This is a genomic window from Croceivirga thetidis (assembly GCF_012272815.1).
Lineage (GTDB): Bacteria > Bacteroidota > Bacteroidia > Flavobacteriales > Flavobacteriaceae > Croceivirga > Croceivirga thetidis.
Genome location: NZ_JAAWWL010000001.1, coordinates 939,469 through 952,093, shown reverse-complemented (window position 1 = coordinate 952,093; position 12,625 = coordinate 939,469). Strand labels below are relative to the sequence as shown.

At 38.0% G+C, this 12,625-nt stretch carries 15 protein-coding genes; 13 read left to right on the top strand and 2 right to left on the bottom strand.

What is annotated here, in order from left to right:
- The first annotated feature begins 48 nt into the window (after nt 1-48).
- The 13 genes from HCU67_RS04355 (at nt 49) to HCU67_RS04295 (ending at nt 11,071) form a co-directional block, all read left to right on the top strand.
- Nucleotides 49-1,263, top strand: a complete 1,215-nt coding sequence (locus HCU67_RS04355; RefSeq protein WP_168551355.1) for an MFS transporter — start codon at nt 49-51, stop codon at nt 1,261-1,263.
- An 87-nt stretch (nt 1,264-1,350) separates the two neighbouring features.
- A complete protein-coding gene (locus tag HCU67_RS04350) occupies nt 1,351-2,196 on the top strand; it encodes an alpha/beta fold hydrolase (protein ID WP_168551354.1) in 846 nt (281 codons plus the stop codon).
- A complete protein-coding gene (locus tag HCU67_RS04345) occupies nt 2,196-2,690 on the top strand; it encodes an RNA polymerase sigma factor (protein ID WP_168551353.1) in 495 nt (164 codons plus the stop codon). The genes HCU67_RS04350 and HCU67_RS04345 overlap by 1 nt, the downstream gene beginning before the upstream one ends.
- Nucleotides 2,677-3,234, top strand: coding sequence for an NAD(P)(+) transhydrogenase (Re/Si-specific) subunit beta (locus HCU67_RS04340; RefSeq protein ID WP_168551352.1), 558 nt, complete (start codon nt 2,677-2,679; stop codon nt 3,232-3,234). The genes HCU67_RS04345 and HCU67_RS04340 overlap by 14 nt, the downstream gene beginning before the upstream one ends.
- Before the next feature lie 72 nt (nt 3,235-3,306).
- On the top strand, nt 3,307-3,792 hold the full coding sequence (locus HCU67_RS04335; RefSeq protein ID WP_168551351.1) for a hypothetical protein: 486 nt from the start codon (nt 3,307-3,309) through the stop codon (nt 3,790-3,792).
- A gap of 78 nt (nt 3,793-3,870) precedes the next feature.
- A complete protein-coding gene (locus tag HCU67_RS04330; RefSeq protein ID WP_168551350.1) occupies nt 3,871-5,337 on the top strand; it encodes an oligosaccharide flippase family protein in 1,467 nt (488 codons plus the stop codon).
- Complete coding sequence (gene dut / locus HCU67_RS04325; protein WP_168551349.1) at nt 5,327-5,761, top strand: dUTP diphosphatase; 435 nt, start codon at nt 5,327-5,329, stop codon at nt 5,759-5,761. Before HCU67_RS04330 ends, dut begins: the two co-directional genes overlap by 11 nt.
- A gap of 37 nt (nt 5,762-5,798) precedes the next feature.
- Nucleotides 5,799-6,113, top strand: a complete 315-nt coding sequence (locus HCU67_RS04320) for a GIY-YIG nuclease family protein (RefSeq protein WP_246865699.1) — start codon at nt 5,799-5,801, stop codon at nt 6,111-6,113.
- 39 nt (nt 6,114-6,152) lie between these two features.
- The gene (locus tag HCU67_RS04315) at nt 6,153-7,169 is read left to right on the top strand and encodes a sugar phosphate nucleotidyltransferase (RefSeq protein ID WP_168551348.1); all 1,017 of its coding nucleotides are present in this window, start codon (nt 6,153-6,155) and stop codon (nt 7,167-7,169) included.
- A 38-nt stretch (nt 7,170-7,207) separates the two neighbouring features.
- On the top strand, nt 7,208-8,152 hold the full coding sequence (locus HCU67_RS04310) for a tetratricopeptide repeat protein (RefSeq protein WP_168551347.1): 945 nt from the start codon (nt 7,208-7,210) through the stop codon (nt 8,150-8,152).
- A 1-nt stretch (nt 8,153) separates the two neighbouring features.
- On the top strand, nt 8,154-8,936 hold the full coding sequence (gene lolB1, locus HCU67_RS04305) for a lipoprotein insertase outer membrane protein LolB1 (RefSeq protein WP_168551346.1): 783 nt from the start codon (nt 8,154-8,156) through the stop codon (nt 8,934-8,936).
- Entirely contained in the window at nt 8,936-10,162 is a 1,227-nt protein-coding gene (locus HCU67_RS04300; RefSeq protein WP_168551345.1) for a murein hydrolase activator EnvC family protein, read from the top strand. The genes lolB1 and HCU67_RS04300 overlap by 1 nt, the downstream gene beginning before the upstream one ends.
- A gap of 72 nt (nt 10,163-10,234) precedes the next feature.
- Nucleotides 10,235-11,071, top strand: a complete 837-nt coding sequence (locus HCU67_RS04295; protein WP_168551344.1) for an aldo/keto reductase — start codon at nt 10,235-10,237, stop codon at nt 11,069-11,071.
- On the opposite strand, the gene HCU67_RS04290 is transcribed toward HCU67_RS04295, so the two are convergent.
- Together HCU67_RS04290 and HCU67_RS04285 are read right to left on the bottom strand one after the other, a co-directional pair.
- Nucleotides 11,068-11,580: an acyl-CoA thioesterase gene (locus HCU67_RS04290; RefSeq protein WP_168551343.1), complete on the bottom strand. Its 513-nt coding sequence runs from the start codon at nt 11,578-11,580 to the stop codon at nt 11,068-11,070. The genes HCU67_RS04295 and HCU67_RS04290 overlap by 4 nt on opposite strands.
- Before the next feature lie 58 nt (nt 11,581-11,638).
- Nucleotides 11,639-12,586, bottom strand: coding sequence for an HU domain-containing protein (locus HCU67_RS04285; RefSeq protein WP_168551342.1), 948 nt, complete (start codon nt 12,584-12,586; stop codon nt 11,639-11,641).
- Nucleotides 12,587-12,625 lie beyond the last annotated feature (39 nt).

The following is a 12,625-nucleotide window of genomic DNA, read 5'->3' as shown; positions in this document are numbered from 1 at the left end:
TAGATAAAAGCCTCACATTTGTGGGGCTTTCATTTTTCAACCAAACAAGTGAAATCCAAAAAGACTGCTTTACTTTTCATTTTTGTCACCATTCTGGTAGATGTTATTGGTATCGGTATTATACTACCAATCATACCTGATTTCATAATGCAGTTGACCGGTGAAGGTAATTATAAGGCAGTTATTTATGGTATGTGGCTGACTACGGCTTTTGCAGGAATGCAGTTTTTCTTTTCACCAGTTCTTGGAGAGATTTCTGATCAGTTTGGTCGGAAACCCATTTTGTTGCTGTCGCTGTTTGGTTTAAGTATCGATTACCTGATTCATGCATGGGCGCCAACAATCACATGGTTATTTATAGGTCGCTTTCTTGCAGGAATAACTGGAGCCAGTTTTACCGTGGCCTCTGCCTATATTGCTGATATCAGTACTCCTGAAGAGAAGGCCAAAAATTTTGGTCTAATAGGGGCGGCTTTTGGTCTTGGTTTTATTATTGGTCCTGGAATAGGAGGCTATTTTGGGGATATCGATATTAGACTTCCATTCTATATCGCCGCAGGGCTCACATTTGCTAATTTTCTGTTTGGTTGGTTTGCTGTTCCTGAATCATTACAAAAGGAAAACAGAAGGCCAATCAATCCTGTTAAAATGATACCAGGGGTATCCTTGGTAGCCTTACGAAACTATAAAGGCGTGCTCATGTTAATTGCTGCATTCTTTCTCGCCAATTTAGCGGGACAGGCATTGCCCTCTGTGTGGTCGTATTTTAGTATTGAACGATTTGATTGGAACCCCAAACAAATTGGATTATCATTAGTGGTTGTAGGGCTATTAGTGGCTTTTGTTCAAGGTTTTTTAGTTGGTCGGGCTGTGGAATGGTTCGGAAAACAAAAGGTAGTTACTTTTGGTTTTTTACTGTGGACCTTGGGCATGTTCTTGTTTTCTCAAGCTTCAGAACCTTGGATGCTCTATGCGTTTCTAGTTCCCTATGCACTTGGTGGTGTTGCGGGACCCACGGTTCAAGGCATTATATCAAATCAAGTTTCAGAAAAAGAGCAAGGTAATCTTCAAGGCTCAATAACCGGTTTGGTTAGCGTTACAGCTATTTTGGGGCAATTATTATTTGCACCTGTATTTTATTATTTCATAAGGCCAGAGACCACATTTTATTTTCCAGGGGCTCCTTATGTAGTAGCATCCGTACTATTGTTCATTGCATTTATTTTAGCTAAGACGGCAATGAGCAGGATAGAATTGGATTAAGTTACCTTCAATTTAAAATTTTTCGAAGATTGATGTAACATTTTTTGGGTTGGGCATCAAAAGGTAAAATCTTTTAATCGCAACAACATGAAAAATTTAAAATCAATACTTACAGTATTTCTATTAGCCCTTGGCACTTTTGGCTTAAATGCACAACAGGTACCTTTTGAGGTAAAGGTTGTCGGCAGTGGCGAACCCATACTCTTTTTTCCAGGTTTTACCTGTACTGACGAGGTTTGGGAAGACCAAGTAGAAGAACTTTCCAAGAACTATGAATGTCATCTTTTTACGTTTGCCGGATTTGGAGACGTACCAGCCATAGAATTTCCATGGTACCCAAAAATTGAAGAAGCCCTATCCAATTATATCAATGAATATGAATTGGAAAGTTCCGTTGTAATCGGTCATAGCCTTGGCGGTACCATGGCACTTTCATTGGCATCTGCAGAACCGATATTCAAAAAGATAGTAATTGTGGATGCACTTACATCAACTGGGGCAATGATGTTCCCTAACTACGCCAGTGAGAACATGGTTTATGATAGTCCATATAACAATCAGGTTTTGGCTATGAATGAAAACCAATTTCAACAAATGGCGGCAGGCATGGCTGCGGGCATGACAAGCAACCCTGAACGACAAAAGCAAATAGCCGCTTGGATGGTACAGGCGGACAGGGAAACCTATGTTTATGGATATACGGATTACCTGAAAGTTGATTTGAGGGATGCAGTATCCCAAATTGAAACTCCAGTGGTAATTTTAGCTGCTACTAAACCTTTTGGTGAAGCAATGGCAAAACAGACATACAATACCCAATATGCCAATCTTGATACCTATGATTTAAGAATGGCCCCTGATGCCGCACACTTTATTATGTTTGATCAACCGGAGTGGTTTATGAATCAACTTTTAGAAACACTTAAAGACTAATGACAGAATTAGATTTTAAGAAGATATACGACGATAATTATTCCAAAATAATGCGTCTTTGCATGGGTTATGTGGGTGGTGATTCAGATATAGCTAAGGACCTAACACAAGAGGTTTTTATAAAGGTTTGGAACAACCTCAGTTCTTTTCGGCAAGACAGCCAAGTTTCAACATGGATTTATAGAATAGCGATCAATACTTGCCTGATGAACCTACGAAAGAAAAAACCTCTTGAATTGATGGAAAGAAACCTTTCAAACGATGAATCTGAAAATTCAGAAGAGCAGTTTGAAAAGGAAAAAAAATTTAAAAAAATGTACGCCTGTATTCATAAGCTGGGAGCAACGAATAAAGCCATCATTCTCATGGAATTGGAAGGACTTCCACAGAAGGAAATCGCCGATGTCATGGGTTTAAACCATGAGGCAATCCGAACAAGAATACATCGAATTAAAAATCAACTTTCAAAATGTGTTACCAATGAACGAATTTGATATACTAAAAGAAAACTGGAAGGAACAACCAGTTCAAAAACCATCAGCGGAAAATTTTGCCGAGTTAAAAGGAGTCATAGCCAAGATTACCAAGAAGCAGAAGGGAATGAATGCCATCTTGTTCGCTACAATAGTGGCTTTGGTCATCTTTTTTATTTATGTAGGGGCCATTAATTCCAATCACGCAGCATTGGCGATTGGGGTCATGATTTTAGCCTTAGTTATTCGAATTGGGGTAGAGGTATTCAGTATAAAGCGAATCAAAAAGGCCTCTGGTGTCTTGAATATTCAGGTCTTCAAACAGAAACTGAAACAGTATTATAAAGAGCGAATAGTTATCCATACCATTCTCACCCCAATTTTAATTGCAATCTATAGCTATGCCTTCTGGACCCTGTTTCCTGACTTTAAGGCAACTTTGTCCAAAGGATTCTACAATTACATCGTTTATTCTTCAGGAATTTTACTTTGCTTGTTGCTACTATTAATTTTCTTTCAGGTCCGAAAGGAACTTCGTTTGCTCAAAGAACTAAATGCAGAATAGATTGATATATAATGGTTCTGATATTCTTTGGCATCAATTTTGGTTTTATACCTTTAAGCAAAGCTTTTTACCATGAAGAATAGTGTTTTTATGTCAGTGATTATGGTTTTATCATTTTTGGGATGTTCGCCACAAAAAAAATTGGTTTCGGAGGCCCCTGTTCAATTGGGTGCTCCTACCTGCCAAGCTTGGGTAGGCGGTATGCCTGAATCAGGTTCTGGTATGCTTTTGACCATTCCTTTGGCAGATGAAAATCTTGATGCCCAGAAACTTCAACAGGCCTATTTTAGAGGAAAAGTCGCAGATATAAAAATTGAGAATACGGCAGATGGCTGGATGGCCAAAGCAAATTTTTTGAACGGTAAGCTTGAAAAGCCAGACATTACAATGGATGCTGATGCTGCGAAAGAGGTGGGGAACCAACCACCGTCTATACCTGAAAAATTTCCGTTTGAACTGGCCGAAAATGAATGTGTCATTAGTTTTCTTGACGGAGAAACTATAAAGTATTTTAAACTATCTGATATCAAGGAACTAAAGAAGGAAATCCGTCGATAGGCTAGAATACGTACTTTTATTAAAAAATATGGGCCTCGAAGTTAGTTTCGGGGCCTATTTCAATCTGTTCGAATCCTTTTGAATCCACTCAAAAAACTTTTTAAACAGACATTAATTTATGGGCTGGCAACAGTAATGCCCAGAATGCTCTCTTTTCTCTTAGTACCATTACATACCGATGTAATGAATCCAGGGGCTTATGGTGAAGTATCGTTGGTCTTTGCATGGTTTGCCATTTTCAATGTTGTGCTTGCCTATGGCATGGAAACTGCTTTTTTCCGATTTTTTAATAAACAAAGTGATAAGTCTTTAGTTGTTTCAACAGCGTTGATATCAATGCTTAGCACTTCTATTTTGTTTATGTGCTTCGCCTATGTTTTTAAAACTGCTTTTGGCAATTTGCTTGAGGTGAAGTCGAGCTTGGTAGGATATATTATTTTAATTCTTGGGTTGGATGCTTTGACAGTTGTTCCTTTTGCATGGTTACGAGCAAATGAGAAACCGTTTAAATATTCGGTAATTAAAATATTGAGTGTTGCCGTAAACTTACTTTTAAATATCTTCTTCTTGACTTTGTTGCCTAAATGGGCGACCAAAGCCCCGAATTCTTATTGGGCTGAAATTTTTATTGCCAACTTTCAAATTGAGTATGTATTTATAGCCAATGTGATATCGAGTGCTTTGGCACTGATTTTAATCAGTGGATTGTATTTTGAGGTGAAGTACAGATTTGACAGGTCACTCTGGTATCAAATGCTCAAGTACGCTGCACCTGTTATGATAGCTGGCATTGCGTTTACGATTAATGAAGTCTTTGATCGCGTATTACTTCAGAAATTATTACCTGAAGACATTGCCAAAGCAGAAATCGGAAAATATTCGGCCTGTCGTAAATTGGCAGTGTTTATGACCTTGTTTGGCACTGCTTTTCGATTAGGAGTAGAACCTTTTTTCTTTAGTCATGCGAACAGTGAAAATCCACAAAAAACCTATGCACAAATAACCAAATACTTTGTAATTCTGGGCGCAGTGATTTTTCTTACGGTTTTAGTTTTTGCCGATCCATTAAAAGCGCTTTTGGTTCGCGATGAAGCCTATTGGGAAGCGCTTAAAGTTGTTCCTTTGATTTTATTGGCCGCCTTTTGTTTGGGCATTTATCATAATTTATCAGTTTGGTATAAAATCACGGATCGCACCAAGTTTGGGGCTTACATTTCTTCAATTGGAGCTGTTTTAACATTAAGTATTAATGTTCTATTCATCCCGAAAATTGGCTATATGGCTTCTGCATGGGCAACGCTGGTCGCTTATTCAACAATGATGGTCCTATCCTATTATTTCGGAAAGAAGTACTATCCTATACCTTACAATCTTAGAAAGATTGTTTTTTATGGGGGGTTATCAATCTTGTTTGCCGGCCTATCATTTTATGTTTTTAATCGGAACATTATCGTTGGCAGCATACTGCTTTTAGTATTTTTGGGGCTGGTCTATAAACTCGAAGGAGATAACCTAAAAGTAATATTTGTTAAGCGTGAAGATTAAGATTATAAACAAGTCCAAGCATCCGTTACCCAATTATGAAACCCAAGCCTCAGCAGGAGTTGATTTGAGAGCCAATATTTCTGACCCTGTAACGTTAAAACCACTGGAAAGGGCCATAATTAAAACGGGCTTATTCATAGAATTGCCTATGGGCTTTGAAGCTCAAGTAAGGCCAAGAAGTGGATTAGCCGCCAAAAAGGGAATTACCGTTTTGAATTCACCTGGCACCATTGATGCTGATTATAGGGGTGAGATAGGAGTTATTCTGGCAAACCTTTCCAATGAAGATTTCCTGGTTGAAGATGGAGAACGTGTCGCTCAACTTGTTATCGCAAAACATGAGCGCGCAGAATGGATTGAAGTAGATGAACTTTCGGAGACTGCAAGGGGAGCAGGTGGTTTCGGAAGCACAGGGACAAAATAAGATTCCTGTGAACGCAGGAATCTCATAGAAAATCAGAATGAAACTCTGGTATGTCTACATCATGGCAAATAAACCCAATGGGGTAATTTATATAGGAGTTACAGACAACATTGATGAAAGAGTAAAAGAGCATAAATTAAAAGTTTATCCAATATCGTTTACTTCAAGATACAACTGTGATAAACTTGTTTATTTTGAAGAGTTTGACGAAGGCGGTAATGCTGTAAGTAGAGAGGGACAATTTAAAAAGTGGAAAAGAAAATGGAAAATCGAACTTATTGAAGAAATGAATCCTAAGTGGAACGATTTAAGTTTGAATTGGAAATTGAATTACAATAGATTAAGAAAATAAAGTTTAACCCAAAAGATATCTGCTTTCGCAGGCAATTTTATGAAGATAATTGTACCAATGGCTGGTCGAGGTTCAAGGCTAAGACCTCATACACTTACCGTTCCGAAACCTTTAATTCCTGTTGCAGGCAAACCCATAGTTCATAGATTGGTCAGTGATATTGCAAAAGTTCTTGGAGAACCCATTGAAGAAGTAGCTTTTATATTAGGAGACCCTGCGTTTTTTGGAGAAGATGTGGTGGAGAGCCTCGAAGAGCTCGCTAAGGAATTAGGTGCAAAACCAAGTATTTATAGACAATTACAACCAAAAGGAACCGGACACGCTATTATGTGTGCAGAACCATCGCTAAGCGGCCCTGCTGTAATTGCTTATGCTGACACCTTGATTCGTGCAGATTTCGATTTGGACAAGAACGCTGATAGTGTTATTTGGACCAAAAGGGTCGAAAACCCAGAAGCCTATGGCGTTGTCAATTTAAATGAACAAAATCATATCGTTGAACTCGTTGAAAAGCCAGAGCAATTTGTAAGTGACCAGGCTGTAATTGGTATCTATTATTTTAAAGATGTTGGTGTATTGAAGAACGAGCTTCAATATGTTTTGGATAACGATATTATCCATGGCGGGGAATATCAAATCAATGATGGTATCAAGCGAATGATGGCCGATGGTAAGGTATTCGTTACCGGTAGCGTGAATGAATGGATGGATTGTGGAAATAAAAATGTTACCATTGAAACCAACCAGAAGATGCTTAGCTTCTTAGAAAAGGATGGTGAACAATTGGTGTCTGCATCTATTCAGCAAGAAAATGCAAATATCATAGAACCCTGTTTTATAGGTGAAGGCGTTGTGCTGAAAGATACAACAGTAGGGCCTTATGTTTCAATTGGTGCCAATACAATTCTAGAAAACTGTACCGTTAAAAATAGCCTAATCCAAAGTAATAGCCAGATAAAAAATGCTAATTTGGATAATGCCATGATAGGTAATCATGTGCGTTATGATGGCAAGTTTGAGACCATCAGCATTGGAGACTACTCGGTCTTGGAATAGACTTTTATTCTTCATAATGGACGGAAAACACTGGGCTTATGAAAAAATATCTTGATTGTTTTTTTCTTTTAACAATCTTAGGACTAACGAGCCAAACTCTTATTTGCCAAGAACAACCGTCCAAAATTCTGCAAGAAGAGGAAAGTGCCGAAGTCTTTCTTGAAGAATATACAGATGAGTTTCAAGAAAAGTTTTTCGAGGCCTTAAAACAAAAGGGCATTGAGAATTATGACAGGGCCATCAATTTGCTTTTAGAATGTAAATCTCTAGAGCCATTCAATACAGCAATAGACCATGAATTGGCTAAGACGTATTTTCTAAATAAACAATACATTCCTTCTCAAGAATATGCTGAAAACGCCTTGACCAAGAATCCTGAAAACTTCTGGTTTTTAGAAACGTGGTATAATAGTGTTCTAAAACAATCCAATTCCGTTGAAGTCTTAAAAGGCACAATTCCCTATGACAATGAAATGCTTAGACAAAATTTAAGTTTGATTTACTTTAAGAACAAAGACTATACGGCAGCAAAGAAGGAATTAAAAAGCCTAAGAAAGTCTGATTTTAGTGCCAAATTGACTCGCAAGATTGATGATTCCCTGCAAAAAAGGAAAGAAGTTGTGGTTCAAAATAATATGTCTCCAAAATCAAAAGAGGTCACAACGAATCCAACGGAAGAATTGAAACAACAATTGGAGGATTACATACAAAAAGGCCAATTCAAAAATTTGGCTGAAGAAGCTGAAGAAGCAATTGAGAATTATCCACTTCAACCGTACTTTTATTATGCCTATGGATTAGCGCTGAATAAACAAAATGAGCCCAATAAGGCTACAGAAGTGCTGTTATCTGCACTAGATTATTTGTTTGATGATGATGGCCTAACTTCAAAAATCTACAAAGAACTGGCTAATGCTTATGGTGCACTGGGGAATTCATCAAAAGCAAATGAGTACCTTAGCAAAGTGAAATCGGGCTCCTAATATGACCTTTGAATTCAAACCGAGACTTCTCAAAAACCTATTACTTGGTACAATTGTCTTATTGACATCTTGTAAGGCCACAAAATCTTTACCGAAAGGCGTGGCTGACCCCTCTTTGGGTTCGAAGAAAGTGATAGCAAACCACTACAACAGCACAATTGATTTTAATACTATACGTGGCAGCCTAAAAATTGATTACGATGATGGTGAAAATAGCCAAAGCTTTCGTGTCAGCCTTAGAATGAAAAAAGATGAAATTATATGGATTAGTGCTCCATTTAATGTCGTGAAAGCGAAAATCACCCCAAATAAAGTTGAGTTTTTCAATAAACTGGATAAGGAATATTTTGAAGGGGAATTTGACTATTTAAGTGGATTGTTAGGAACAGAGCTTGATTTTGAAAAAGTGCAAAACCTATTGTTGGGGGACGCTGTTTTGGACCTAAGAGAGGATAAATACACCATCGAGGTTGCTGGAGGGAACTACCAATTAAAGCCCAAACGGAGCAATGAACTTTTCAAAATTTTGTTTGCCATTGAACCCAAGACTTTTAGAATAGCAACTCAAGAAGTCTCGCAACCTTGGGAAAACCGTTTTTTAACTATGGAGTATTCTTATCAAGAAATTGAAACTAGAATATTGCCTAATGAAATTTTCATAGAGGCAACGGCAAATGGTGATTTGACAAAGATTAATTTGGAGTATAAAAATGTGGAATTCAATCAATCGATGAATTATCCATATAAGGTTCCGAAAGGGTTTAAGAGAATAGAACTGGATTAATGCGAAAGCTGAAGTTGCTTTTTAGAATTTTGTGCGTAGGCTTCATGACCTTCGGTATGGTTGGTCTAAATGCACAAAGTAGCGAACAGCAACAACTAGAGGCAAAAAAGAAACGGTTACGCACAGAAATAAGGCAAATTAATCAGTTATTGCTTGCCGAACGAAAAGAAAAAGGTAGTGTTCTTGAACAGGTTGAGGCCTTGGATCAAAAGATAAATGTTAGCCAAGAATTAATTCGGGTAACCAATCAACAGGCCAATTTATTGAACCGTCAAATTAATACCAATATTCGAAAAATAGGGCAGTTGAAAAATGAATTGGAAACCTTAAAAAAGGACTATGCCCAGATTATCAAAAAGTCATATCAAAATAAAAATGAGCAAAACCGTTTGATGTTCCTTTTATCATCCGATGGGTTTTGGCAAGCTTATAAGCGAATGCAATACCTTCAACAATATGCCAATTATAGAAAGCAACAAGGAGAAGATATTGTACAGAAAACAGCTTCTTTGACGCAACTCAACAAAGATTTAGTTGACCAGCGCAAAGTAAAAGAGCAACTTTTAACAGAAAATAGGGCACAGAAAAACTCTTTGGATAAGGAAATCAACTCGCAAAAAGATCTGTTATCCAGTATTCGGAAAAACGAAAGCAAATATGCGGCCCAAATTAGTGAGCGCAAGAAAGAAGAACGTAGAATAGATCGTGAAATTGAAAGGTTGATTAGAAGTGCCATAGCAAGTTCAAATAAGGCTTCAGGAAGCAGCAGCACCTCTTCTTTTGAATTGACACCAGAGGCCAAGGCCTTAGCCTCTGATTTTGTATCTAATAGAGGTAAATTAATATGGCCTGTAGAGAAGGGGATAAAAAGCCAAGGTTTTGGGGTATATACTGATAAAGTCTATCCGACAATAAAACATCGGAATAATGGAGTAACCATAACAACCGAAAAAGGAGCAAAAGCAAGAGCTGTATTCAAGGGTGAAGTGGCTGCGATAATCACCAATAAATTAGGAAAAAAAGGAGTTTTGGTTAGACATGGTAATTATGTTAGCATGTATTATAACCTTTCTCAAATCTATGTTCAAAAAGGCGATCAGGTAGCAGCAAAGGAGGAACTTGGCGAAATTTATACCAATCAGTTTAGTAATTCCACGAAGCTCAAATTTTACCTTTATCAAGACACCAAGAAGTTAAACCCTGAAGATTGGATTTTTCAATTATAAAATCAATTTTGGGTTAATACTTTTAGACCTACTTTTTAGAATCGCCAAGAGTGACACTATAAATTTTTAAGCATGAAAAAGATTACAGATATACAGGGAACATTTACGCTCAATAACGGTGTTGAAATGCCCTATTTTGGGCTAGGGGTATATCTCTCAAAAGATGGTCAAGAAGTTGTTAATGCCGTAAAATGGGCAATAGAAACGGGATATCGGCATATCGATACCGCATCTATTTATAATAATGAAGAAGGGGTAGGTGAAGGAATACGACAAAGTGGTGTTCCTCGAGAAGAACTGTTTGTAGTGAGCAAGGTTTGGAATAGTGATCAAGGCTATGACGAAACTTTAAAGGCTTATGATGCTAGTTTAAAGCGATTGAAGCTGGAATATCTTGATCTTTATCTTGTACACTGGCCAGTTGCTGGTAAATATAAAGACACATGGAAAGCTTTAGAAAAGATATATGCTGAAGGAAGGGTAAAGGCTATAGGTGTAAGTAATTTTCTGCAACATCATCTCGAAGATTTACTTTCGGTTTCTAAAGTAGTGCCCGCTGTGAATCAAATGGAATTTCATCCATATTTGGTGCAGCAAGAACTTATTGATTTTTGTGTGGCAAATCAAATTCAATATGAGGCATGGTCCCCAATGATGCAGGGTAAGATATTCGATATGGACGAATTCAAAAGTTTGGCTGAAAAGTATCAAAAAACCATAGCGCAAATTGTTTTGCGATGGGATTTGCAAAAGGGAGTTGTCACGATTCCGAAGTCTTCGAAGAAGGACCGTATAATTGGCAATGCCGATATATTTGATTTTGAATTATCAGATGAAGACACGAAAATGCTCGATGCACTTCACCAGGGTAAGCGTTTTGGTCCTGACCCAGACAATTTTGACTTTTAATTCATAAATAGTGCCCGGAGTTCAGTTGCCTCATTGGGCTTAAGCTTACCTGCAAGGACCAAACTGAGTTGTTTTCTTCGCAATGCCGCTTCGAATCGTTCTTTTTCTAGGTCCGATTCTGGTTCTAATTTTGGTACGTCGGTTGGAGTACCGGTATCATCTACCGCAACAAAGGTATAAATAGCCTCATTTGCTTTAACCCTTTCACCGCTAATGCGGTCTTCAATCCAAACATCAATAAAGATTTCCATCGAAGTTTTAAAAGCTCTTGAAACAGCCGCTTCAACTGTAACAACACTTCCCAAAGGCACGGAACGGTTAAAGGCGACATGATTCACTGAAGCGGTGACCGTAATTCGGCGGCTATGTCTTCTTGCTGCAATACTGGCTGCACGATCCATACGAGCCAATAATTCGCCGCCAAATAAATTATTTAAAGGATTGGTTTCGCTAGGTAGAACCATATCGGTCATAATGGTTCTCGAATCGCTAGGGGTCTTGCTCTGCATTTTCAATATTTTGGCAAAGATATTTAAGAATGCATGGCTTTATCTAAAAGCTTGCTTCTTATTTCTTGATAAGTATCCAAGCATCGGAAGCAATATTCTTGCGAATCTCTCGAAGCTTGTTTAGGGCCAACGATTTATCGTTAGAAGATTCGAAGGATACTTGATGCAGGCCGAAAGAATTCGTGCCAATGTACGAAGCATCGAAACCAGCTTCCTGAAGCATTTGCACTTTCTTATCAGCATTGGCTTTTGAACGAAAAGCCCCAGCTATTATAAAGTATTTTGGGCCTTGGGTTACCCTCTTAACTTTCAAGTGCAAGGGTGGCAATTCCAATGGTGAAGTATCAAAAAATGTTGCCTGCTGTAATTGGTTGGTTACCTGAACAGCAGCTTTTTGTTCTAAGGCAATTTTGTTTTGGCCATATTCTTTGTATCCCAAATATCCCGAGGTACCCATAGAAACCATTAGCAGTAGTATGGCGGCATATTTCATCCACGGTCTAAGAGTAGATTCTTTTCGTTTTTCAGGGGTGATTTTTAATGGAACGGAAGCTTCCAATTGCACAACCTCCTTCTTCAACGATTCCCTTTTGATTGGAATGGCCGCAACAGTTGATAAGCCAAAAGAAGATGCTAGATAATTGGTATCGTTTTTTGGCGTAAAGACTAATGCCTTGTCTTGACTCATTTGCAACACACCTAAATTCACCAACCTTAATTTTTCACCTGCATTTAATTTCTGCTTCCATTCTTTTATGGTCAATTGTACTTTAGTAAGGGCCTCATTGTATTCCAATTTTTTTGCCTTTGCAATGTGATTGACCAAAAGACCGTCGTTTGAAGATAAATGTTCATTAAACGAAATAGATTTGGAAGGGGGCAGAAGAAGGTTTGATTCCTTCTCAAATTGTGCGTGGGTGGTGTTGGCTAAAAACCCTCCAAAATCAGGCAAAATCACACAGTTATGATGGTACAGTAATTCAGTGATGTATTGTTCTACACGCATAACTACAAATATTGGAAAAAAATAAGGCGCTCCAAAAGG